Genomic DNA, 24,504 nt, shown 5'->3' on the forward strand with positions numbered 1-24,504 from the left:
GAATTATTTGTGGATGAAGGAGAAGCATGTATGGCTAAAGAAGATATTGATGTTAGATCGCGGAATGATTTGGATGATGCGCTTGCGATGGTTGATCAAATGGTAATGCATAAGTATATTTCTACTATTGACAAACGTCCAATATTTGTACCTACATATAATGTAGGGTTCTCTATGCCAAAAGAACGATCGGACGATTTGCCGCTTCTTATTGTTGGTGATAATATCATGCTTTCAAAGTTGAAAAAAGTGGTATATGACGATGATGAAGATATTCTGGATAAGTTAACTTCTGCATATAATGCGACAGCATTGTATGAGTCAGCGACACTGGTTATGATTTTGAAAAGTAATGGCTCACAAATTGAAGTTTATTATGGCACAGTTTGTAAAACGACAAAGGATAATTTTGTACCGCAACAGCAATTGGAAGCCTTAAAGAGGAATGTCGAGGCTAACTTCCCGGGCAGTGAACTTGAAATTATTGACACTCTAGAGGAGCGAGAAGAAATTGTACAGGATATCTTTGAAGATGATATGTGTATATCAGCAGTATCAGGGATTGCAGCCTTAAAGAATCAAGAAAAAAATGGTAATAAGTCCTATATTCAAGGTTTGGAGAAGTTAACTGATTCCCTTAAAGGAAAAAAATGTACTGTTTTAGTAATTGCGGATCCTGTGAATGATTTAATAAGGGAATCTATTCGCAGCGGTTATGAGGAAATATATTCTGCGTTGAAGCCTTTTGAAAAGTCTGAGTATTCTGTTAATTCAACTAATAGTAAAACAGTAACAAATAGTGTTATTAAGGGGGTAACTGATTCAGTTAATCAAAGTGTTTCTAAAACAAACACGCATACACTAACCAAAGGCACAAATAGCTCATATACTGTTGGCGGAAGCAAAGGCGAGGCGTTTACGAAAGCAGTTTCTGCGGCCTTTAATGTCGGCATTAAATTTTTTGGTGCTTCATTGGGAGGATCATTTGCAAGCAGTGCTATTTCATCAATAGATGCTCACTTTACTCATGGCAGACATAAGGATGTGGGTGAATCGGAAGGAAAGACGGATACAACTGGAAAATCGAAAGCTTTAAGTGAACAAAATTCGATTGCGAATGCTTTGGGATCATCTCAAGGAGAAGGGCTGCAAATTACATATGAAAATCGATCAATTAAAGCAATTTTAGAAAGAATTGATTTGCAAATAAAAAGAATTGATGAATGTAGCGATTTCGGAATGTATGATTGTGGTGCCTATTTTTTATCAAAGGATTACGGAACATGTGTTTCAGTTGCAAGTACTTATAAATCTTTAATTCAAGGTGAGCATTCTTCTGTCGAAGCGGCACATATATCTTTATGGAACGAAGAGCAAGCGAAATATTTAAGACCTTATCTTAGCACTTTTAATCATCCGATATTTAACTTGGCTGACCAAGAAAATGAAGAGATTCCAGCTAGCGTTTCAACATTGGTGAGTGGAAAAGAGTTACCTATTTATATGGGTATTCCTAAAAAATCAATTTCCGGTATTCCTGTTATTGAATGTGCAAGCTTTGGAAGAAATGTATTGTATTCAGGTAAATCAGATCATCGCAATGAAATTGATTTTGGATGTATTCATCATATGCATGTTGATGAAGATACACGAGTGATTCTGGATCAGGATAGCTTTACGTCCCATGTTTTTGTGACAGGATCAACGGGTGCCGGTAAGTCCAATGCGATCTATCAGCTTTTAAAAAAGACCTGTCTGCAGTTAGGTGATGATATTGAAAATACGCATTTTATGGTCATAGAACCGGCAAAAGGGGAATATAAGGATGTTTTTGGCGGATATGATGATGTGGCAGTTTATGGAACAAATCCATTAAGAGGAAAACTGTTAAAGATCAATCCGTTTAGTTTTCCTAAAGATATCCATGTTCTCGAACATATTGATCGGTTGATTGAAATATTTAATGTATGTTGGCCGATGTATGCGGCGATGCCGGCAGTTCTTAAAGAAGCAATCGAAAGAGCTTATAAATCTGTTGGATGGGATTTGAATCGCTCTGAATGTAGATATTCTTATCATGGAAAAGCTTTATATCCTAATTTCTTAGATGTATTGAAACAAGTCAATGAAGTGATTGTGCATTCGCAATATTCTGCTGATAGTAAAGGTGATTACATTGGGGCATTATCGATGAGATTGAGCTCGTTGACGAATGGGATTAATGGTCAAATCCTTACTAATGATGAAATTACAATGGAAGAACTTTTTGATCATAATGTGATTATTGATTTAAGCAGGGTAGGATCAACTGAAACGAAATCCTTATTAATGGGGTTGATGATTATTAAACTGCAGGAATATCGTATGTCTTCAGCAACCGGAACTAATAAAAAACTTTCACATATTACGGTTTTAGAGGAAGCTCATAATCTTCTTCGTAAAACAAGTATTGATCAAAGTGAGGAAACCGCTAATCTTGCTGGAAAGTCTGTTGAAATGCTGGCTAATGCTATTGCGGAAATGCGAACCTATGGCGAAGGATTTGTGATTGCGGATCAGTCACCTGGTCTTATGGATATGTCTGTTATTAGAAACACCAATACGAAGATTATTTTCCGCCTTCCCGATGCAACGGATCGAGATTTAGTTGGAAAAGCGGCAAGCTGTAATGATAAACAAATCGTCGAATTAGCTAAATTACAAACTGGTGTTTGTGCTGTATATCAAAACAATTGGATTGAGCCGGTTCTTTGTCATGTTGATTTATGGGATGAAAAATGGAATAAAAGATATAAACCTAATCCAAGTCCAATTCCGGATGCGTCTAAAACGAAGAATAAAGTGGTAAGGTTTGCGCTTTTACCTGTTGGTTCTATTCGTAAAGAGGCAGCAGATAAAATTTTGGCTGATATCGATCATGCTATGTTATCTACTGAATTGAAAGTGAACTTATTAAAGTTTGCAAAAGAAAAGGATGTTGAGAAAGGCAGAAAACTTCGGATGAGTATTATGCATGAAATCTTTGCACCTGACACAGCTCTAGAAAAGAATATTGGCTATCGCAATGATGCTAGAGAATGGATTACTGCTATGAAAGATACATTAGAGCCTCAATTAGATGATTTTAATGAAGAAGAGACGCTTAAAATTTTATCACTATTAGCATTAGGAAAAGACTTATATGCAGGTCAAGAAGAATATGTAGAATTGCTAAGAAATCTTGTTACATTAAATGAGGAAATGAGGGGTAGCTCATGCTTAAAGAGATAGCGGGTGCCCCAATAATGGACATAGTAACTGCCAAGAAAGTCGATGATATAAAAAATAAGGTTTTTAAGAAAGAACTGGAAAATCGGCTTTTCAATGATGATTATCATAGACAGCAAGATTTAAATGAAATAGGTAAAGATAAAATTATAGAAAATCAAGAAATGAATGAATTAAAAGGGAAGAGTGAGAATTTACTGTTCAATCGTCGTAAATTTTTAGATCATCTTTTTCCTGAAGATAGAGCTGATGCAAAAGAAGTCAAAGTGACAATTGAACAAGATAGCTTAGAAAATAAAGAAGTAAGCGAACAGGAGCGCTCCCCTGAGGAAATTGATCAATTACAGAGAAAAGCAATTGCAGAGGCGTTTAAAAAAATTTTCCGTGGCGAAAAGCTAACTGATGCTGAAAAAGGTAACCTTGGCGAGATGTTAATGGATCAGTATTATATCGCCCGCGGCTATAGGCCAATTCATAAAGACCGTGTCGTTGACTTGGAACATAAGTCGGGTCAGGGAATTGATGGCGCTTATGAAAAAGAAGATGCAAATGGTAAAAAAGTGTATGTTATCGTAGATGCAAAAGTTAATTCTTCAAGATTAAATAAAGGACTGGCTGATGGAACAGATCAGATGTCCGATGAATGGGTTGTAAAGCGACTTGAAAAAGCGGTTGGTAAAAAGAAAGCTGATGAAATTCTTGATGCTTATGAAGATGATCCTCAATCTATAAGAAAAGAGCTTTATCATTTTAGCTATGGCAATTCTCCGGATGGAATGAGTAAAGCGGATGTTTCTACAGTTGATGCAGAAGGTAATCTGAATAAAGACAAAACAATCGTACAAAGATTTGACGAAAATGGTAATGAGATAAGGGGTAATTCATATGATGAGAGATAAAAGAAAGTCAACAGAATACTTTGATGAGTATATTGCTTATCAAAAAAAGCGGATTGATAGAAAAGAAAAGAAACTTCAGGTAAGTTTATATGATAAGGCTAAATGTGAACGCATTAATTTATCGTTGATTACATATAAAGTGAATTTGGTTATTGCTGAATATTCAGCTGGCTATTCTCTAAGAATTATCAGGAAAACTGTTGATGATGCTCTTGATACTATCATTGAAATGGAAAAACCGGGTTTTGAGCCTGTGTTAAATCTTTTGGCATTTCAAGTTGCCCTAGATGATCATTATAGAATTAATGAATTAATGAATAAACATGGGGAAATGATTTCAAAAGATAAATTGTTAAATTGTTTTGCAACTTTTATTAAAACACAAGAATTTGTTTGGAAAGGGACTTTTACTGTAACAGGAGTTTTTGATCAATTGGATCAAGTAGTTGGTTCTCGTACTCCAGAAGAAGCTTTAAATACATATCTTGAATCTTGGTATGAAAATCACGCAGATGCAGCATGGTATGAGTCTGATAAAAATAAGAATGATGTTTATGTAGGATATTGGAGTTTTGAAAGTGCAGCGTTAGCTAGAATTCTTAACTTAAATGAAGATATTCTTTCTAAGAATATTTATTACCCTATATTTTAAATGAATTGCTGTTTGATATATTTCTTTAATACAGGTGCCGTGATGCTCAATTAACTATAAAAACGGGAAATGATGATCTTTAGTCATGTGTCTCTTGTTCCTGGTGAAGATGAACTTAAAACTTTAAAAATCAAAGTATTAAAAGAGGACAGCTTTATTTGTCTGTAATACTATATAAAGCGATCGTTTTTCATAGCAATTATTCATGACCTTTGTGAGACAGCTAAACTGTTCTATAAAATGCCTATTAAAATCAAACCTGGAAAAGAAAAAAGTTTCTGAGAGTGGTACCCCAAAAACTTTTATAGCTTGTCAAAACCCCAAATTAATATAGAGACTCAGAAACATAAATGCTTTCTTTTTTTTATGAAGATCAAAACGCATGACAAGAGGTAAGAAATAGGTTAATATGAAGTAAAGAATACGTAAAGAAAGACATACTATTAAATGTCAATAGAAAATATGAAAGGAGTTGATTTTGTTAATTGTATAAATTAATTGAATCTTTGTTTACTCTGATTCTAAAGCCAAGTGAGTTTGTCTCGGATTAGAGGTGAGTACTACAAATATGTAGTATTAAAAATTGCAAAAAGAAAACGTCTTAGTGTGTATAAATGTGAAAGTTGTCACAAGTTATTGAAACATATGTGTTTTATATCAAAAATCTACATACAGTATCACTCTTCTGAGTCATTTCCAGTAAAGGTAAAATCATGTACTACACCATTCTCATCAGAATATTTGTAAATACATCTTCTTGTCTTTTCTGGAATGTCAGTAGTAATACTTTGGAAGAACGTGGCTCGGGTATCTTCCGGAAGCTTCATGAGATCCTCATAAAGCAGTACGAAATCACTATCATGCTTAAGAATAGCGTAAATATAACGTGCCATCTTATTGGCAACAGCTACTATTGCAAGCTTATGGCGCTTCTTATTGCCGTTTTTAACCCTTGCAAACAGGTTGGCAAGGTATGGATTATGCCGTCTGGCATACTCTGATGCCAGGTATATAGCGTGTCTGAGGATAGGCGATCCCATTTTGGAAATCTTCCCATGGGTATCAACTGATGAACCTGATTTCTTATTTCTTGGCGTTAATCCACAGTATGATGCAAAGTTTTCCGCTTTCTTGGAAAGAGCTATGTCATATACCTCACCAAGAATCATAGCTGCGGATTCTTCACCAACGCCGATTAATGTCTGAAGACGCTTAAATGCAGGCTGTTCTGAAGCAAGATTAACCATCATTTTCTTGTAGTTTCTCCTTGTCTGAAGCAGATTTCTGATACTGCTGACCATTTCAGCGGTGACCAGTTCAGCTTCCTCAGGAACATTAAGAGTAACTATGGTATTTTCACAAAGATCGAACAAATCGTCTATTTTAGCTTCCTTACAGCGATGCTTAGAGGCCTCGTAAGCCACATTAAAGACTTCATTTTTAGAAGATTTAATGATATGATGTGCAGTAGGATATGCCTCTAAGATTGCAAGCGCAGTCGCAGAACGTATTGAGAAAACAGCGGTAAGCTCGGGGAAGAACTTTTCACACTGTGCACTCAGTCGATTATATTCAGCATTTAGCTGTTTATTCAGCTGCTGATAGCGATGCGTCAGAAGTTTTAGATTCGCATGTCCTTTTTTGTTGTTTTCTTCGTTGTAATTAGGAGCTTTTTCAACATAACGTGCATCATCATCAGTTGCGCACATCTGTGCAATAGTCTTAGCGTCAAGTGGATCGGATTTGGCATATCCGTGTGCATCGCGCCACCTGTCAACGAATTTAGTATCCAGAAACTTAACTGATTCACTTTCCTGGAGATGATCGCGTATATACATGTAGACATTGTCAGAGTACACGCCTGTTACTTCCATTGCGAAAAGAACGCTCAGGCAGTCTTCATCTTTGTAATGTCTAACGGTATCGAGGAACTCATCGACACCTGGCTTGGTGAATTTAAACTTTATCGCCTTTCGAACAAATTTGGATTTAACATTTCTATCTCTGTTACGTTTATAAATGGCAGCGTCTGCTTTGCCTTTAGAAACGTCTAAACCGAGAAATAAATCATATTGTTTTGAAAAGATATTGTTTTTCACGATAAGTACCTCATTTCATAAATTGATAGTAATTTGTTTTGAACTGCACCTCTAAGCCAAGACAAACGCGACCTCGAAAATAAGAAGACAATGCAAACAAAGCTTCAACAAACTCATTAGGGTATAAAGAACTGTTTTGGCTGAGGAATAAGTCTTTCTGAAGCGGACATCCCATAGGGGCCGCAGGAGGAAAGAATACAACCTTAGGTTCAAAACAGAATCTATTATCCTGGATTTGAAGTGTATATTCAAATCTAAAGAATCATCAATTACTAGCGATGATTCATTAATCAAATTACAAACATATTATACGAGGAGGAAAAAAGAAGGGATAATGAAGGGAAAACGTTTATGATCTTACTGAGGAGGATGCAGATGAAAGTATTAAAAAACATTTTTCTCTCTTTGATGTGTGTGATGATGACTGGCTGCGTCAGTTCTTATCATCAGTCAAACAAGGTAGAGACCACAAACATGCCGGCAAGAAGTGTGCGAGTTATGAAACCAGCCACGCTGTTTAAAGGACAGGATGTGACGATGAGCCTGCAAGGCTATACTTACAATAAGAGCCAAAAAGCCTTTATTATTCAAACCAAAGTACAAAATAAGAGTCGTGATGAAGTAGAAGTGGATTATGACACGTGCCTGGTGCATGGTTATCAGGTGCCATTAGACATGAATTTTGAAGAAGTGGACGCACATCAGACCATCAATGGACAAATGAAAATCTTCGTTGCGGATATTAATAAAGCCGGGATTACTTTTAATCAGGCGAAGATGCGTTTGGTAATTGAAAAAGAAGATGATCAAAAGATTAAAGAAACGATTACGATTCCATTAAAGGCTTTTAAGAATTATCAGGCCGCAAGCAAGGCTTATGTCAAAAAGAAAAAGAAGAAAGTGATCTTCAATGCGAAAGGTGTCAAAGCGACCTTTGATCGTTATGACTATGATCGTCAGAAGCAGGAATATGTCATGCAGGTGACAATTACAAATAACGCTGCGCAAAACATTGAACTGAAGGCTAATAATATGCGTATTAATGGTCATTATATTGATCTTGATGAAGAAGATAATGAAGTGAAAAAAGGAAAGAAACGTGTAGCGGAATATCGCATGGAAGCGAAGGATCTTACCAAAGATGGGGTTAATCCAGTAAAATCAGGGGCGCAAGTGACTCTTGTTTTAGAAAATGATGACAATGATCAGATCATCGCTAAGAAGCACACAAAAATTCCAGCCGCTTATTTTAAAGCGTAATGGGGATGGCAGAACACGCTGCCATCCTTCTTTTTCGTTGAAATAAAAAATCTTGTGACATGAATGCGTTCTCATGAAAAAAGTGCTTGAAAATACTTAGGGTACTAACTATAATACTTAGTATCCTAAGTAAAAAGAAGGTGAATGCATGAATATTGAAATATGGAAGGATGAACGATATCGAGAAATCCATGCCAAATGGCGGCGCATTCGCAATTTGAGTTTTAACGTCATGCGCTGTGAAATGAGCGATGTCAATCTGACCAGGGAAACCTCAGCGGTTCTTTATCTGATTGATCAAACGGATTTAACGCAAAAACAGATTGCGAAAAAGCTTGGTATTTCTGAAGCGACGTTATCCGTGCGGATGAAGAAACTGGAAAAAGAAGGGTATCTGAAACGGGTGGTTGATGAAAAAGATCGCCGGAAATACCATTTAGAGACAACTCCATTAGCTAAAGAAGCGATGGATAAAGCGATTGCGCATCTCAATAAAATTCATGAGGGGATGATGGCAGACATCGATGATGAAGATATCAAACATCTCATTCATCTTTTAACCCAAGTAGAAAAGAACTTAGAGAAAATGAAAGGAGAACAGGATGCTTAAACTGCGTAAGTATTTTGCTCGTTACTGGTTTCTATTCTTATTAGCCCTGGTCTGTATCTTTGGTCAGGCGCAGTCAGAATTAGCTTTGCCAGATTATATGAGTGATATTGTTTCTAATGGGATTCAGGCTGGCGGCTTTGATAATGCCGTAGCGGAGGCTTTAAGTCCCACCACTTATAAACATCTGATGACACTTTCCACAAAAGCGCATCAGAAGGTTATTAAAGACAGCTATACCTATACCAAAGCCAAGGATGTTTCAAAAGATCTTAAGAAGAAATTTCCGAAAGCTAAAGACTTATATGTCTTAAAGAAAGATGCCAACGAAGATAAGCTTAATAAAGCGATGATCAAAGGCATGCTTATTGCGGAATCTTTATCATCAGACAATAAGAAATCTGAATCTTTCAAAAAGATGCAGAAGAAAATGAATACAGCCGTTGAAAAAGCGACTTCTTCCTACAATAAGGGTCTGCAAAAATTCAATGATGGGAAAAAGAAGTATGAAGACGGCGTGAAGAAAATCAAAAAAGCCGAAGATGGTTATAAAAAAGGTTTAGCTGGGTACAACAAAGGGATGGCTGGCTACAAGAAAGGTTTAGCTGGTTACAATAAAGGGGTCGCTTCATTAAAAATGGGTGAAGAGAAATATAACCAGGGCGTCACGAAAATGAAAGCTGGCGAAGCGAAATATCAGCAAGGAGTCGCTAAGTATAATGCCGGCTATCAAAAATACCAGCAAGGCGTGGCCGGATACAATAACGGTGTCAAACAGTACAATCAGCTTAAAGCTGCATATACTAAGCTCGCACAGGCACAGACGTCGTATCAGGCTCTGCAAAAACAGATGGCGACTGCTGATGAGGCGACGAAAGCGAAATTAAGTGGCCAGGCGGAGGCTTTAAAGAAAACTTTAGACAATCCACAAAGCAAGAAAGTTTTAGCGCAGGGCGCTTCATTAAAGACGATGAAAAGCAAACTGGAGGCATCAAAAAAACAGTTAGACAAAGTCAAAGTCCAAATGGCAACGGGCAAAGCCCAGTTAGACAAAGTTGGCAAGCAGATGCAAACCGGTAAAGCGCAGTTAGCGAAAGCCAAAGTCCAGATTGATCAGGGGAAAGCCAAATTAGCGAGTGCAAAAGCCAAACTGGATGCTGGAAAAAAGCAGTTAGATGCAGCCAAAGTCAAATTAGACAAAGCCAAAACAGCGCTGCCAAAAGGGAAAGCTCAGCTCGCTAAAGCGAAAAAACAAATTGATAAAGCGCAAAAGAAGATTGATGATGGCGGTAAAAAGATTAATGAAATGCAGACCGCTGCTAATAATGGCGATATGTTCTACTTCATTGATCAGATGGATGCCAAAACCAAAAACAAAATCTTCAAAAGTATTGATAAACAGATGAAGACAATGGGTGAGTCAACGATGAATATCGCTGGTGGCCAGGCGGTCAAATCGGAATACAAACGTTTAGGTGCAGATACTGATCAGATTCAAAATGACTATATCTTTAAAGCCGGGATGAAAATGGTGGTTATTGCCTTATTAGGCGCGATTGTGACAATCGTCGCTGCTTTATTCGCTTCAAAGATCGGGGCTGGCGTAGCCAGAGATTTACGATTAGCGCTCTTCAAGAAGGTAGAATCCTTCTCGAATGAAGAAATGGATCGTTTCTCAACCGCTTCATTAATTACTCGTTCAACCAACGATATTACCCAGATCCAGCAGGTGACGGTGATGTTTATTCGTATGGTCTGCTATGCGCCAATCTTAGGCTTTGGGGCAGTGACGCATGCGATTGAATCATCTGTCTCGATGACATGGGTCATCGGCGTTGTGATTCTTATTATTTTAGGCATCTTAGCTGTTACGTTCTCCATTGCCATGCCAAAATTCAAGATTATCCAGCAGCTTATTGATAAGCTCAACTTATCAATGCGTGAAAACTTATCAGGGGTCTTAGTCATCCGCGCATTCGGTAATGAAAAAGAAAGTGAAAAACGTTTCGATCAGTCTAATACCAACTTAACGAAAGTCAACTTATTCGTAAACCGCGTGATGGCCTCTTTAATGCCAATCATGATGTTTATTATGAATGCTTTAACTTTAGTGATTATCTATGTCGGCTCTAAACAGATTGATTTAGGTAAGATCCAGATTGGGGAAATGATGGCCTTCTTACAGTATGGGATCATGATTATTATGGCTTTCTTATTTATCGCGATGATCGGAATCATGCTGCCAAGAGCGAGCGTTTCTGCCAACCGTATTGCGGAAGTCCTCAATACCACGCCAGCAATCGTCGAAAAAGCAACACCCGTGCCTTTTGATGACAACGAAAAAGGACGTATCGTCTTCGATGATGTCACTTTCACTTATCCTGGCGCTAGTGAACCAGCCTTAGAACATATCAGTTTCGTGGCAAAGCCTGGTCAGACAACCGCCTTTATCGGTTCGACTGGTTCGGGGAAATCTACATTGATTAACCTGATTCCGCGTTTCTATGATGTAACAAGCGGTCAGGTGAGCGTCGATGGGGTGAACGTCAAAGATAGTAGCTTACATGAATTACGTGAACGCATTGGGGTGGTGCCACAAAAAGGCGTGCTCTTTAGCGGCACTGTTACTTCTAATATTACTTATGGGGCGCCAAACGCGACCGAAGAAGATATCGCCGAAGCGGTTCGTATTTCTCAGTCAGAAGAATTTATCAGTCATTTAGAAAAGGGCATGAATACCGAAATCGCGCAGGGCGGGACGAACGTCTCTGGCGGTCAGCGTCAGCGTTTAGCGATCGCTCGGGCCTTAGCGAAGAAACCAGAAATTCTCATCTTCGATGATTCATTTAGTGCCTTAGACTTCAAGACTGATGCCAAATTACGTCATGAACTCACCAAGATGAGTGCGAAAACAAAAAATACTGTTTTAATTGTTGGTCAGCGTATTGCTTCAATCATGGATGCGGATCAAATCATCGTCTTAGATGAAGGCCGGATCGTTGGCCGCGGCACCCATAAAGAGTTATTACAAAGCTGTGAAGTGTATAAAGAAATTGCCTACTCACAGTTATCAAAGGAGGAATTAGAGAATGAGCGATAATCGTCGTCGAAGAAATAACGCTCCTAAAGGCGGTCCTCATGCCGGGGTCAGCCGTTCGGGCGAAAAAGCCAAAGACTTCTCAGGGACATTCAAAAAGCTGATTCGCTATCTTCGTCCTTACTATGCGGCTTTAATCGCTGTCATTGTGACGGCGATTGGCTCGACGATCTTCTCGATCGTCGGTCCGAAGATTTTAGCGAAAGCGACCGATAAGTTATCATCCGGGATTATGGCGAAAGTCAAAAATACCGGTGGCATTGACTTTACTTACATTACCAGAATCTTACTGATCTGTGCGACGCTCTATTTAGTATCGATGCTCTTCTCTTATATTCAGGGTTGGATCACTGCGACCGTCTCACAGAAAGTTGCCTACAACTTACGTAAAGATATCTCCGAAAAGATGGATCGTTTGCCATTGAGCTATTTCGATCGTCATTCCAGCGGGGATATCCTCTCTCGTGTCACAAATGATATTGATACCATTGCGACTTCCCTCAACCAGTCGATGTCGCAGATCATTACCTCAACGACCATGGTCATCGGGATTCTGGCGATGATGTTATCCATCTCTTGGCAGATGACCATCATTTCATTGCTGACCTTACCAGTTACCTTAACGGTCTTAGGGCAGATCATGAAACGTTCTCAGAAGTTCTACATCGCCCAGCAGAATTCCTTAGGGGATGTCGATGGGCATATCGAAGAAATGTATGGTGGACATCAGATTGTCAAAGCCTTCAATGGTGAAGCCGATGCCGTGAATACTTTTGACAAATACAACAATGAACTTTATGATTCCGGCTGGAAATCACAGTTCTTTGGTTCTTTAATGATGCCAGTCACACAGCTGATAGGGAACTTCGGTTATGTCGCTGTTTGTATTGTCGGCGGCTTCTTAGCCACCGGTGATATTATCACCGTTGGTGATATCCAGGCTTTCATTCAGTATGTCCGTTCCTTCAATCAGCCAATCGCCCAGGTCGCTCAGATTATGAACATGCTACAAAGTACAGCAGCGGCCAGTGAACGTGTCTTTGAATTCTTAGATGCTCAGGAAATGGTGGAAGACAAAGCCTTAGTAAGCAGAAGCGAAGTCGATGCTATGAAAGGCGCTGTCACTTTTGCAGATGTGCACTTTGGCTATAATCCTGATAAAATCATTATCAATGATTTTAACTTACATGTGCATGCCGGTCAGAAAGTGGCCATCGTCGGACCAACTGGTGCAGGGAAAACGACGATTATTAAACTGCTGATGCGTTTCTATGAACTCAATGGCGGAGAAATTATGATCGATGGCAAGAACATCACCGATATGAAACGGGAAGACTTACGCTCTATGTTCGGGATGGTCTTACAGGATACCTGGCTGTTTAATGGCACCATCAAAGAAAACCTCAAATATGGTAATCTGGATGCCACTGACGAAGAGATCAAACAGGCTTGTGATAATGCCTATGCCACGCACTTTATTGAACAGATGCCAGAAGGCTTTGATACGATGATCAATGAAGAATCTAACAACATCTCTGCGGGTCAGAAACAGCTATTAACGATTGCCCGTGCTTTCGTCAAAGATCCGAAGATCTTAATTCTTGATGAAGCCACTTCATCAGTCGATACCCGTACGGAATTACTCATTCAAAACGGGATGGACAAATTAATGGAAGGACGTACATCGTTTGTCATCGCCCATCGTTTATCAACGATTCGTGATGCCAATACCATTATTGTCTTAAAAGATGGCGATATCGTAGAAATCGGTAATCACCAGCAGTTACTTGCAAAACATGGCTTCTACGCTGACTTATATCAGTCACAGTTTGAACGCAGTGTTTAACACATGGGAATTTCCCATGTGTTTTTGTTTATTCAAAGAAAACTTTCGTCTATAATAGAAGGCAAAGGAGAGAGACTATGGAGATCATTCAGCCACAGAAAAAAGATATTCAAAAACTCGCTTTTATTGAAGCCGACTGCTTTCCCTTAGCGGAAGCGGCCAGCTACAGCGACCTCAAAGCGCGTTATCGCGCCTTTCCGGAAAACTTCTTAATCGCTAAGGAAGAAGGGAAGATTGTCGGTTTTATTAATGGCAATACCACCAATCAGACGATCTTAGAAGATCGCTTCTATGAAGATGCCTCTTTACATGATCCCAGCGGCGCTTATATGTGCGTCTTTGGCATTGATGTTGAGCCGCCTTATCAGGGCCGGGGCATCGGCAAAGCTTTGATGCGCGCTTATATTGATCTTGCGAAAAGCAGAAAGAAGAAAGGCATTGTCTTAACCTGTAAGAAGCGGCTAAAGCCTTTTTATGAAAGCTTTGGCTTTACCTGTTTAGGTCAGTCACAGTCAACTCATGGCGGGGCGCTTTGGTATGACATGTTATTGGCGTTTTAAATGTGCGGCAGTTATTTATTAGATCGGGCGATTTTAGCATCTTTGCAAAAGTATGCAAAGGAAGAATTAACCGGTGAGACGCGCGATATCAAACCGAGTGATTGGGCGCCGGTTATTCTTTATCACGATACTTTCTGCGTGCAAAAGATGCAATGGGGCTTTTTAGGTAAAAGCGGCCTGCTCATTAACGCGCGCGCCGAAACCGCATTGGAAAAGGTGACCTTTAAAGAGTCATTGCAGAAAAGGCGTTGCCTGATTCCAACGCGACAGTTTTATGAATGGGATCATGATCATCAGAAGATCAGTTTCCGTTATCAAAATGGTTATCTGATGTACTTAGCTGGCTTCTATGATAGGCAGGGGCATTATATTATTATCACGACCAAGGCCAATCAAAGCGTCGCACCTTATCATGATCGAATGCCGCTTATTTTAGAGCCGAAAGAATTAAAAATGTGGTTTGATGATCGTTATGTTGAAGACTTGTTAAAGAAGAAGCCGCCGCTTGTGAAAGCACATAAAGCTTACGAGCAGCTATGTTTATTTGGGGAGGAAGACAAATGAGAAAGAAACTCAATACACTCATGAAAACGATGATTGATTATTATGAAGGCGATCCTAAACGCATCCAGCACTTTATTAAAGTAGCGTCACTAGCGAAAGAGATCGCTTCCTTGGAAGACTGTGACAAAGAAGTGATGCACTTAGTGGAAGCAACTGGCTACGTCCATGATATCGGCATTCGTAAAGCGGAAAAGGAAGTGGGCTATTCTACGCCTAAGCTGCAGGAAGAATATGGCCCTGATCTGGCAAAGGAAATGATGGAAAAACTGCATTTTAAAGCGGACTTTATTGATCGTGTCTGCTTTATTGTTGGTCATCATCATACAATCAAAGCCGTTGATGGCCTAGATTTCCAGATTATTATTGAAGCGGACTTTTTAGTCAATGCGTATGAAGATGATATGCCTAAATCAGCGATTATTAATGCTCGCGATCATTTCTTCAAAACCGCATCTGGCATCGCCATCATCAACGCGATGTTTGGTCTAGACAAATAGCTCACTATTTGTCTTTTTGTTTGGAAACACTATTTTGAAGACATGTTTTTGTGATACAATAAACGTATCGAGGTGATAGCGGTGGATGAATTTTTAAAAGAGATCTACGTAGCCGTCTTTAAAAAGTGGCTGACATTCCAAAAGAGTGAGGAATATACCATTAGTGAAGAGACATCGCCAGAAGAAGCGATTGTCTTAACGAGTGATGTAACGATTGGGAAAATTGTCTTCCATGATCAGTGCGTCATGGAATTATCAGTAACCAACAAGAAAACCGATCAGATTGAATACTATCTCCATTTTCAAATGCAGACCTTAAAACATGCAGTTTGCTTATTTAGAGAAATGGTATCGACGATGTCGACGTTTAATGAACAAAAGACCGTCAAAGTCTTATTAAGCTGTACCAGCGGCCTGACGACCGGCTTTTTTGCGGATCAGCTCAATACCGCCGCAAAGGCGATGCATAAGGATTACTCTTTTGAAGCTGTCGCTTATAATGAATTAGCGAATGTCGGGACCGATTATAATATTATCCTTTTAGCCCCGCAGATCAGCTATCAGGAAGCCCGTGTGAGATCGATCTTTGATCGGACACCGGTGACGACGATTCCGTCCATCGCTTTTGCAAAATATGATTGTGATGCGGTTTTTAAACTGATTGAAAAGACACTTTTCGAAGATGAAAACAAAAAGGAAAGCGTCAACTTACCAGGTGTATTACGGCTTTCCATCAATCATCCGGATCAGATTTTAGCCATTGGCATCATCAAAACAGCACACCATGTGCATCTCCATTATCGCGTTTATGAAAAGCAGAATATCCTTACCTATGGGGATATCATTAAACATGCCATCGCATTAGTGGATTTCAATGATATTATCAATATGGCACTGATGAAGTGCCCGCACATCAAACATGTGGCCATCGCGGCGCCAGGCATTATGGCCTGCGGTCATATGACTTTGCTTGGACATGGTTTTGATCATACGGATGTGGTAGGTTATCTCAAAGGGTTACATCCTTCCTTAACTTTCTCATTGGATAATGATGTCAATGCCATTGTCAGCGGCCTTTATGCTTTGCAGGATGATGTCGATTCCTTGTCCTTTATGTTTTTACCACGTGGGCATTATATTGGTGGCGTTGGCTCCATTTATAAGGGTCAGCTGATTAAAGGTTTTGAAAATGTGGCTGGGGAAGTGCAGTATATGCCCATTGCCTATAGCGATGATCCCGAAAAACTCGGGAAAAGTGAGGATGGGTCCAAAGAAATTCTCGCTAAAACCTTAGCTGGCGTGATCAGTGTCTTAGGACCGGAGGAAATTGCTTATTACTGTTCGAATGTCCCAAGTGAAGACGAACTCTATCACGCCATTAAAAACTATGTGCCGGAAGAGTATATTCCGCCGATTAAAAAAATTGAAAATCTCAAAGAATACATTCTCTTTGGGGAAATGATCCAAATCATTATGCGTTTAGAAAACGACCCAAAGAACTAGAAGGAGAGGAATGTGTCAACTACCCGCGACTAAAGTCGCAGGCTTGTCTCGCGCAGGCCTAAGACTGGCGTCGGTACATACGTACTAGCTGATTAGCCTAATGTGCCTTAGGCACTACGTTATCCGCAAAAATATAGGCACCAGGGGATTCTTCCCACGTCCCTCGCTCTGCGGGCATGCATTAAACATCTCTGACGGGCAGGAGAAGTGTGCATGTCATACACAACTGCGGATAACCTTGGCGATGGGAACTACCCTGAAAGGGAGAAACTGCATATATACTGCCTCCGGCAAGCGTATGCAGGCGTGCGTAAGCACACACTTATTTATCAATCTTAGATTAGCTGATTAGATTTATATATTCAAACATTATTATTTTACAGGAAAGCTAACTATATAAAAATCAAGTAGTTTTATGAAAAAGTTTGAAAATTTTATTTGATTTCAGTTAGTATACAAATAGTATATAGAACCTTGAAAAATGAATAGTATGCGAGATTATTCACAAATCTGTGATGCAAATCTCCTATAGCTTTTTGCGAAGTTTTCAAAAAGATATGTAAAAAACATCAAAGAAGCTGAAGCGTCTACTTCAGCTTGTCTGGATCAAAGCCTTCGCCAGTCGCAAGAATGTGGAAGATGATCCTGAGAAGCTTTCTTACGCAGTGGCCCTGTGCACACCTATGGCTCTTTCCTTCGCTGATCTTCTTGTCATAGTAGTCCTTGAAGACCTTATTATTGTTAATGACAGGCGTTATTATCTGATAGAGTATCTTTCTCAGATACTTGTTGCCTTTCTTGGATATTGAGCAGTGCTTAGCGTCAAACTGGCTTGATTCGTAGTGCTTTGGAGCTACTCCTGCAAATTTTGTAAGCTTTGCTGCCGAATTGAAGTTGCCAATGCAGCGTATTTCAGCTAGAATGGTGGTACAGGAAAGGTGTGAAATTCCTGGAATGGTTAACATAGGAGAGTTTGTTTCTTTTGACAGCTCTTCTATTTTTTTATCCACTTTTTCAAGCTGCTCTGCTACCACAGTGTACTGATCAAGTCGGGCCTCAAGGGCGTATTCCTCGCCTTTATTTGCCTGTGCAACCGAATTTCTTGCTAGTGCCTGGAGGTCCTCAGCAGTAAAGCTAACGCCTCTTCCTCGGCCGTTATGCTTCATTGCTTCCTTGATATCGCTAATGTCAGCTTCGGCAATGTTAGCGGCTGATTTAAAGGTCATAAGGATCTTCATATAGGTTTTGCCATAATGGCCGCCAAATAAGCTGTTGTATTCGGGAAACAGGATGTCCAGCGACTTCTGTATTTTATTGCCTATTGGACACAGCTGTTCCGTAAGATCTGCGTGCAGACGCGTAAGACTTTTCTGCTCGTCCATGGAAAAGAAGGTCATATCAACCTTTCGGTAAAGCTTCTTTCTTGCTGGATATGCTAGAATATCTGCAATCTGCATTGAATCCTGCTGATCATTTTTTGTGATGTTTCCGGTTAACTTTCTTTCTGCATCTGTCTTTGAAGGGTTAATGAGATACGTGCTGTATCCTTCTTTAAGAAGATGATGGAGAAGATTGAAGTGATAGTGTCCGGTATCTTCCATGCCGACTCTCAGATTTTTTTCTGAATACGGTTCTAGAATTTTGTCGAGCTTCTTGAATCCTTCAAAGTTGTTGGTGAAGGATGTCGGCTTGACTAGCGGAACGCCTGTATCCTGATCAATGACTGAGATGACATGGGAATTCTTTCCAATGTCAATTCCTGATGTAATCATAGTTAAGTTCCTTTCGATTATAGATTTTGTGACTGTGTTGAACCCACAGGGCTTAATCTGCAAATCCTGGTTCGAAATGCGAGTTCAAAGACTCATCTAACTGATGGTTGCTGGTGAATAAGTCTGCGGTATGATACTTTCCTAAGTAGTCAAAGCTACAGGGAGGGATATAAATCCACATACACATTCACTTTTTCAAACATATACTATTTCTAAACAGTAATCAACTACGTATGTAAAGTTGATAGAAAGGAAATGTATATTCCTATTAGCTAGATGAGCTAATTAGAATATACCAGGAGGAAACCCCATGAGCGTATGCGTTGTAGCGCCGGATAAAAAGCCGCTGATGCCGACAAGCGAGTATCGCGCAAGAAAGCTGCTGAAAAACGGCAAGGCCGTCATCTTTAAACATAAGCCGTTCACGATCATGCTTACAAGAATCGTAAGCGAGAATATGCAGCCGATCGAGTACTGCTGCGATACGGGATACAAACATATTGGTGTATCCATCAAATCAGAAAAACACGAGTATTTTGACTGCCAATTTGACATGCTTCAGGATGAGAAGAAGCGGCATGATGACCGCCGGAAAATGCGCCGCGCAAGAAGAAACAGACTCCGCTACAGAAAGCCCCGTTTTGATAATCGGACAGCTTCCAAAAAGGAAGGATGGCTGGCGCCGTCGCTGAGAAACATCCGCGATCAGCATATCCGTATTTTTGAGCGGTTCCTTGAGGTCATGCCGATAGTTTCAGCCACGTTTGAAATGGGCTCGTTTGACGTCCACGCCATGCATGAGTTTGAGGCAACAGGCACCGTGCTTAAAGGCGATGATTATCAGAAAGGGCCGCGATACGGCATGAACACGCTGAGAAAAGCCATTTTCTATCGTGACAATTACACATGCCAGGTGTGCGGGGAAACCGCGGATGAAGGCGCTATTCTGAGAGTGCATCATATCGGCTTCGAAACAGGCGATCATACGAACCGCATGAGCAATCTGCTGACCGTCTGCACAAAATGCCATACTTCGGCAAACCACAAGCCGGGCGGAAAGCTGTACGACCTGAAGCCTAGGACGAAGCCGTTTAACGGCGCAGCCTTCATGAACGCTGTCAGATGGCAGATGTTCAGAACGCTGAAAAGCACCCACCCTGATTTAGAATGGCACATGACATATGGCGCTGCTACGCAGGAGGCAAGAAGAGTCCTACACCTTGAAAAGTCGCATGCCAATGACGCCTACGCCATGGGAGAATTCCATCCAAGACGCAGGACGCCTTTTATGCATTTTCAGAAGCTGAGACGGAATAACCGCATCCTTGAAAAATTCTTTGATGCAAAATACGTTGATGCGCGAGACGGCAAGACAAAGAAAGGTGCAGAGCTGTCATGCGGACGCACAGCCAGAAGCGAGTCAAGACACTCCGAGAAGAACCTTCGCGTATTCAGAGAGCGGAAAGTTTCGAAAGGCAGACGCGTGATCAGAAGAAGCCACTATAAACTGCGTCCTGGCGATACTGTTGTTATTGGTGGAGAGAAGCATAGGGCAAAGGGCGTTCATAACAAAGGCACATATGTTGTGACAGACGCCAAGAAGTCAGTGCCTGTTAAGAAAGTAGAGAAGATTATTCATGCAGGTGGGTATATGCCTGTTAAATAGAGAAGGAGGATGGCACAATTCCTCCTGCGAATGAATTCGCAGGTATCCTTGTGCCTATATATCAATGAAATATGCCATTAAAAATGCCATCGTCTTAGACGGTACCAGAGAAATGGTGCCTCAGGATGATGTGATTGTCTTAGTGAATGAAGATCGCATTGAAGCGATCGTTCCTTCATCTTACGATACCAAAGGATATGAAGACCTCAATTTACAAGGTCAGTATTTAATGCCGGGTCTCATTAATTTAGATGTCCATCTGCCTTTTTCTGGCAAAGTCAGTAAACGGCAGATGAATCCGATTACCAAAACCAAAATGGCCACGGCTTTGCCTCTGACGCGTAAGATGACGATGAAAAAATGTATCGAAGCCGCCAAAACCCAGTTGATGAGCGGGGTGACCACCATTCGGACAACTGGCGGGATCGAAGACTTCGATACCAAAATTCGTGATTTTGTCAGTGATCATACCGTTGTCGGCCCACGTATTATCGCCGCCAACAAAGCCATTTCTGTGCCAGGAGCGCCGCTAGCGGGCTCGTTAGCGTACGAAGTCAACAGCGATGAAGAAGTCGCGATGTATGTCCATAAGCTTGCCGAGGAAGGCGTCGATTATATTAAAATTGTCATTACCGGCGATATGCATGAACCAGATGATGAACCAGGCGTTCTCAAAATGCCTGCCTCTTATGTCCGTACGGCCGTGATCAATGCCCATGAATTAGGTCTCAAAGTGACGGCTCATGTTCAGGGACAGATCGGCTTATCGGTCGCTCTTGACAACAAAGTTGATGTCATTGAACATGGTTCCGTCTTGTCTAAAGGGATGGCTGATACCTTTAAAACTAACCCAAGCGTTGCTGTCTGCACCATTTCGCCAACCATTCCTTATGCTTATTTAGACGAAAGTCAGACCTTTGCGAGCGCTGATGCCCATCATGCCGGCAAGGTTATTTTACGCGGTATGAGTGAAGGGGCGAAAGCCTGCATTGCCCATCGCATTCCAGTGGGACTAGGCACCGTCAGCGGTTCGCCATTTGTGACCCATTATGATATGTGGCGAGAACTTGTTTACTTTACGCATTACTGCCATGTTGACAATAACTTTGCGCTGCATACAGCGACCTGTGTCAATGCGAAGATCTTAGGCAAAGAGTTTAGCATCGGGACCATTGAATCTGGGAAATGCGCTGATTTGATTGTGACTAAAAACAATCCGCTTGATGATTTATCCGCTTTACGTGATTTATCTTATGTCATCACCAAAGGTCAGATTATTGAAACCCCCAGGTCGAACGTAATTCTGACATTGATCAGATCCTAGATGAGGCAATGAAGAAAGTCTTAGCGGAAGATGATTTTGAAGATTAAGGCACGAAGGATACCACTTTACAACATACAAACAGAGCGCAATCATATGCCAACATCATTAAGTGAAGATCACATTATTAACATGTGGTCTTTTTTGTGTGCAGGAATCGAAGTAACTTGTTAAGTAAGCAGCATACCAAAGGCGCGTTTTGCTGTTTTCCTGATTGCATCAAAAAGATAAAACAATGATCATGCACTGACTCATAAAAGATGAAATTCTGCTCATGGCGGGGGGAGATAGAAAGTGGTGGCATTTTGTTAGTGTTTTCCTAAAGCTCATGCTTAATGTAACCAAAGTAAGAGCTATGGGCAGTTCAAATGAACGCGTCCATTTCGATTTTTCAGATTTACCACCAATCATTATCTACCCTCACTCATAGCGAAGCAGACAGTGCCTTTTCCTAATGCGTGGACCACACATTGTGATAACCTTTCATCGTTTCGTTATGATACGTGATAAAACGAACCTGTCAATGTTTATAAGCTAGGGAAGCCGTCCGTTTTTCTTAACTTAATGACATTAAGTTTTTTTATTTGTCTTGACTTATAATGAACATATGATAATATATACATATGAAGAGATACTCATATAAAGGAGAAGCTTATGACTCATTATCAAACAGGGAAAATACATCATATGAGCGAAGATGAATTAGGGGATCTCGCTGAACTCTTTAAGATGTTTGGCGATTCGACAAGAATCAAAATCTTATATGATCTCTTTGATGGCGAAAAGAACGTCTCAGAGATTACGGAAGATTTAGATATGACCCAGAGTGCTATTTCTCATCAGCTCAAAATACTCAAAACATCAAAACTGATTACCAGCCGCCGGGAAGGCAAGGCGATGTATTATCGCTTAGCTGATGATCATGTGAAAACGATTATTGCCATGGGCAAAGAACATATTGAAGAATAGAGAGGTGAATCTTATGTTAGAAATGTCAGATAAACTCAAAAAAGATTTAAAGATGATTGGCAGTGGCCTGATTGCCTATATTATCGTCGTGATCATCGATCATAGCGGTTTATTAGCGCATGTGCCTTATCGTTTATTGCTCACGTTTCTGCTTTACTTGATTCCTTATATCATCGTTGGCGGAGAAGTGGTGAAGAAAGCGCTCATCGGTATCAAAAACAAACAGATGTTTGATGAATCCTTCTTGATGGCGGTTGCGACTTTTGGCGCTTTCGCCACTGGCGAAAACGCTGAAGCCGTTGCGGTAATGCTCTTTTACCAAGTCGGTGAGTGGTTCCAGTCTTATGCCGTTGGAAAATCCCGTAAAAATATTAGTGACCTCATGGATATTGAGCCGGAATATGCCAATATTGAAAGAGACGGCAAAGTTGAAGAATGTGATCCTTATGACGTGGAAGTTGGGGATACATTAGTCATTAAACCAGGCGAACGTGTGCCTGTCGATGGTGAAGTCATCGAAGGCAGTTCGCTGGTAAATACCAGTGCTTTAACTGGTGAAAGTGTCCCGCGCAGCGTAAAGCAGGGTGATGAAATCATTTCCGGCTGTGTCAATGGGGAAGGGTTACTGAAGATTCGGGCGACGAAGATGTATGAAGATTCAACCGTTGCAAAGATTCTTGATTTAGTTGAAAATGCTTCTTCTAAAAAGTCTAAAGTTGAAAACTTTATTACCCGCTTTGCCCGGATTTATACCCCTGCGGTCGTTTTTGCGGCTTTAGCTTTAGCCCTTATTCCGCCCTTATTTGTCGGTCACTGGATGACTTGGATTTATCGTGCCTGCACGTTCCTCGTTATTTCCTGCCCTTGCGCGTTAGTTATTTCCGTGCCATTAGCCTTCTTTGGCGGGATTGGCGCCGCTTCAAAAGCCGGCGTCTTAGTCAAAGGGTCGAACTACTTGGAATCCGTTGCCCATTTAACAACGGTTGTCTCTGATAAAACTGGGACATTAACCAAAGGGGTCTTCCAGGTCAATGACGTAAAAACCAAAGAAGATCCACAAAAAGTCTTATATTATGCGGCGTTAGCCGAACATTTATCAACGCATCCGATTGCCAATTCCATCAAACAGGCCTATCAAGGTTCATTAGATGAACAGATCATCAAAAACATTACCAATGTGGCTGGCCAGGGCGTGATCTGTGAAACGAGCATTGGCACTATTTATGTTGGTAATAAGCGTTTAATGGAAGAACAGAAGATTGCTTATGAAAATAGTGAAGATGCGGTGAGTACCATTGTCTATGTGGCTAAAGATGCCAAGTTCTTAGGCACCATCCTCATCTCCGATGAAATCAAACCGGAAGCCAAAGCGGCGATTGAAGAAATGAAAGCTGCGGGCGTAAAAGATGTCGTGATGTTAACCGGGGATAAGAAATCTGTTGGTGACGCAGTAGGAAAACAGTTAGGCGTCGATGAAGTATACAGTGAATTATTACCGGGCGATAAAGTGGAGAAAGTGGAAGCATTACTCAAATCCACAGATGAAAAACATACTTTAGCCTTTATTGGTGATGGCATCAACGATGCGCCGGTCTTAGCCCGCGCCGATGTCGGGATTGCGATGGGATCACTGGGCAGTGATGCGGCTATTGAAGCGGCCGATGTCGTGATTATGGATGATAATATCAAACGTATTCCAGCGATTATTCGTATCGCCCGTAAAACGATCGCTATCTCTAATCAAAATATCATCTTCTCTTTAGCGGTAAAGTTTGCGGTCTTAATCTTAGGGGCGGTTGGTTTAGCCAATATGTGGATGGCCGTCTTTGCGGATGTCGGCGTGGCTGTCATCGCGATTATTAATAGTATGCGCGCTTTGCGAACAAAATAAAAACTGGGGCAACCCAGTTTTTTTAGTCAAAAGT

General features: G+C 40.7%; 17 protein-coding genes. 15 read left to right on the forward strand and 2 right to left on the reverse strand.

Annotated elements, in window-relative coordinates; translation table 11 throughout:
• The first annotated feature begins 30 nt into the window (after window positions 1-30).
• The 3 genes from SG0102_RS06415 to SG0102_RS06425 are packed head-to-tail and all read left to right on the forward strand — an operon-like array spanning window position 31 to window position 4,818.
• A complete protein-coding gene (locus SG0102_RS06415; RefSeq protein ID WP_125119186.1) occupies window positions 31-3,270 on the forward strand; it encodes an ATP-binding protein in 3,240 nt (1,079 codons plus the stop codon).
• A complete protein-coding gene (locus SG0102_RS06420) occupies window positions 3,255-4,166 on the forward strand; it encodes a hypothetical protein (protein WP_125119187.1) in 912 nt (303 codons plus the stop codon). The genes SG0102_RS06415 and SG0102_RS06420 overlap by 16 nt, the downstream gene beginning before the upstream one ends.
• The gene (locus tag SG0102_RS06425; protein ID WP_125119188.1) at window positions 4,153-4,818 is read left to right on the forward strand and encodes a PoNe immunity protein domain-containing protein; all 666 of its coding nucleotides are present in this window, start codon (window positions 4,153-4,155) and stop codon (window positions 4,816-4,818) included. The genes SG0102_RS06420 and SG0102_RS06425 overlap by 14 nt, the downstream gene beginning before the upstream one ends.
• A gap of 677 nt (window positions 4,819-5,495) precedes the next feature.
• Here SG0102_RS06425 and SG0102_RS06430 read toward each other — a convergent pair.
• Window positions 5,496-6,917, reverse strand: coding sequence for an IS110 family RNA-guided transposase (locus SG0102_RS06430; RefSeq protein WP_157982958.1), 1,422 nt, complete (start codon window positions 6,915-6,917; stop codon window positions 5,496-5,498).
• Between the two features lie 375 nt (window positions 6,918-7,292).
• Between SG0102_RS06430 and SG0102_RS06435 the strand changes: the two genes are divergently transcribed.
• The 8 genes from SG0102_RS06435 to SG0102_RS06470 all read left to right on the forward strand — a co-directional run bounded on the left by SG0102_RS06435 (window position 7,293) and on the right by SG0102_RS06470 (window position 16,851).
• Window positions 7,293-8,177, forward strand: a complete 885-nt coding sequence (locus SG0102_RS06435; RefSeq protein WP_125119189.1) for a hypothetical protein — start codon at window positions 7,293-7,295, stop codon at window positions 8,175-8,177.
• Between the two features lie 148 nt (window positions 8,178-8,325).
• The gene (locus SG0102_RS06440) at window positions 8,326-8,787 is read left to right on the forward strand and encodes a MarR family winged helix-turn-helix transcriptional regulator (protein WP_125119190.1); all 462 of its coding nucleotides are present in this window, start codon (window positions 8,326-8,328) and stop codon (window positions 8,785-8,787) included.
• Window positions 8,780-11,884: an ABC transporter ATP-binding protein gene (locus SG0102_RS06445; RefSeq protein ID WP_231999866.1), complete on the forward strand. Its 3,105-nt coding sequence runs from the start codon at window positions 8,780-8,782 to the stop codon at window positions 11,882-11,884. The genes SG0102_RS06440 and SG0102_RS06445 overlap by 8 nt, the downstream gene beginning before the upstream one ends.
• Window positions 11,874-13,727: an ABC transporter ATP-binding protein gene (locus SG0102_RS06450; protein WP_125119191.1), complete on the forward strand. Its 1,854-nt coding sequence runs from the start codon at window positions 11,874-11,876 to the stop codon at window positions 13,725-13,727. The genes SG0102_RS06445 and SG0102_RS06450 overlap by 11 nt, the downstream gene beginning before the upstream one ends.
• A 77-nt stretch (window positions 13,728-13,804) precedes the next feature.
• Window positions 13,805-14,287, forward strand: coding sequence for a GNAT family N-acetyltransferase (locus SG0102_RS06455; protein WP_125119192.1), 483 nt, complete (start codon window positions 13,805-13,807; stop codon window positions 14,285-14,287).
• A complete protein-coding gene (locus SG0102_RS06460; RefSeq protein ID WP_125119193.1) occupies window positions 14,288-14,851 on the forward strand; it encodes an SOS response-associated peptidase in 564 nt (187 codons plus the stop codon). It abuts the gene before it with no gap.
• Window positions 14,848-15,348 (forward strand): HD domain-containing protein, encoded by a 501-nt coding sequence (locus SG0102_RS06465; RefSeq protein WP_125119194.1) that lies wholly within the window; start codon window positions 14,848-14,850, stop codon window positions 15,346-15,348. Before SG0102_RS06460 ends, SG0102_RS06465 begins: the two co-directional genes overlap by 4 nt.
• Before the next feature lie 81 nt (window positions 15,349-15,429).
• A complete protein-coding gene (locus SG0102_RS06470) occupies window positions 15,430-16,851 on the forward strand; it encodes a hypothetical protein (protein WP_125119195.1) in 1,422 nt (473 codons plus the stop codon).
• A gap of 587 nt (window positions 16,852-17,438) precedes the next feature.
• Here the strand turns inward: SG0102_RS06470 and SG0102_RS06475 are convergent.
• A complete protein-coding gene (locus SG0102_RS06475) occupies window positions 17,439-18,623 on the reverse strand; it encodes an IS110 family RNA-guided transposase (RefSeq protein ID WP_125119196.1) in 1,185 nt (394 codons plus the stop codon).
• Between the two features lie 310 nt (window positions 18,624-18,933).
• On the opposite strand from SG0102_RS06475, the gene iscB reads away from it, so the two are divergent.
• The 4 genes from iscB to SG0102_RS06495 all read left to right on the forward strand — a co-directional run bounded on the left by iscB (window position 18,934) and on the right by SG0102_RS06495 (window position 24,470).
• The gene (gene iscB, locus SG0102_RS06480) at window positions 18,934-20,289 is read left to right on the forward strand and encodes an RNA-guided endonuclease IscB (RefSeq protein WP_125119197.1); all 1,356 of its coding nucleotides are present in this window, start codon (window positions 18,934-18,936) and stop codon (window positions 20,287-20,289) included.
• A 64-nt stretch (window positions 20,290-20,353) separates the two neighbouring features.
• Entirely contained in the window at window positions 20,354-21,613 is a 1,260-nt protein-coding gene (locus SG0102_RS06485; RefSeq protein WP_125119198.1) for an amidohydrolase family protein, read from the forward strand.
• Between the two features lie 651 nt (window positions 21,614-22,264).
• Window positions 22,265-22,579 carry an ArsR/SmtB family transcription factor gene (locus SG0102_RS06490; RefSeq protein ID WP_179951185.1) on the forward strand — a complete coding sequence of 105 codons (315 nt, stop codon included), beginning with the start codon at window positions 22,265-22,267 and terminating at the stop codon, window positions 22,577-22,579.
• 13 nt (window positions 22,580-22,592) lie between these two features.
• Window positions 22,593-24,470: a heavy metal translocating P-type ATPase gene (locus SG0102_RS06495; RefSeq protein WP_231999867.1), complete on the forward strand. Its 1,878-nt coding sequence runs from the start codon at window positions 22,593-22,595 to the stop codon at window positions 24,468-24,470.
• Window positions 24,471-24,504 lie beyond the last annotated feature (34 nt).

Origin of the sequence: Intestinibaculum porci, from assembly GCF_003925875.1 — a bacterium.
GTDB classification, from domain to species: domain Bacteria; phylum Bacillota_I; class Bacilli_A; order Erysipelotrichales; family Coprobacillaceae; genus Intestinibaculum; species Intestinibaculum porci.

Coding starts and splice junctions, on each gene's coding strand:
- SG0102_RS06440 (WP_125119190.1), top strand. CDS start 8,326: ATGAATATTGAAATATGGAAGGATGAACGATATCGAGAAATCCATGCC.
- SG0102_RS06445 (WP_231999866.1), top strand. CDS start 8,780: ATGCTTAAACTGCGTAAGTATTTTGCTCGTTACTGGTTTCTATTCTTA.
- SG0102_RS06450 (WP_125119191.1), top strand. CDS start 11,874: ATGAGCGATAATCGTCGTCGAAGAAATAACGCTCCTAAAGGCGGTCCT.
- SG0102_RS06455 (WP_125119192.1), top strand. CDS start 13,805: ATGGAGATCATTCAGCCACAGAAAAAAGATATTCAAAAACTCGCTTTT.
- SG0102_RS06485 (WP_125119198.1), top strand. CDS start 20,354: ATGAAATATGCCATTAAAAATGCCATCGTCTTAGACGGTACCAGAGAA.
- SG0102_RS06495 (WP_231999867.1), top strand. CDS start 22,593: ATGTTAGAAATGTCAGATAAACTCAAAAAAGATTTAAAGATGATTGGC.
- SG0102_RS06420 (WP_125119187.1), top strand. CDS start 3,255: ATGCTTAAAGAGATAGCGGGTGCCCCAATAATGGACATAGTAACTGCC.
- SG0102_RS06475 (WP_125119196.1), bottom strand. CDS start 18,623: ATGATTACATCAGGAATTGACATTGGAAAGAATTCCCATGTCATCTCA.
- SG0102_RS06460 (WP_125119193.1), top strand. CDS start 14,288: ATGTGCGGCAGTTATTTATTAGATCGGGCGATTTTAGCATCTTTGCAA.
- SG0102_RS06425 (WP_125119188.1), top strand. CDS start 4,153: ATGATGAGAGATAAAAGAAAGTCAACAGAATACTTTGATGAGTATATT.
- SG0102_RS06435 (WP_125119189.1), top strand. CDS start 7,293: ATGAAAGTATTAAAAAACATTTTTCTCTCTTTGATGTGTGTGATGATG.
- SG0102_RS06490 (WP_179951185.1), top strand. CDS start 22,265: ATGACTCATTATCAAACAGGGAAAATACATCATATGAGCGAAGATGAA.
- SG0102_RS06415 (WP_125119186.1), top strand. CDS start 31: ATGGCTAAAGAAGATATTGATGTTAGATCGCGGAATGATTTGGATGAT.
- SG0102_RS06465 (WP_125119194.1), top strand. CDS start 14,848: ATGAGAAAGAAACTCAATACACTCATGAAAACGATGATTGATTATTAT.
- iscB (WP_125119197.1), top strand. CDS start 18,934: ATGAGCGTATGCGTTGTAGCGCCGGATAAAAAGCCGCTGATGCCGACA.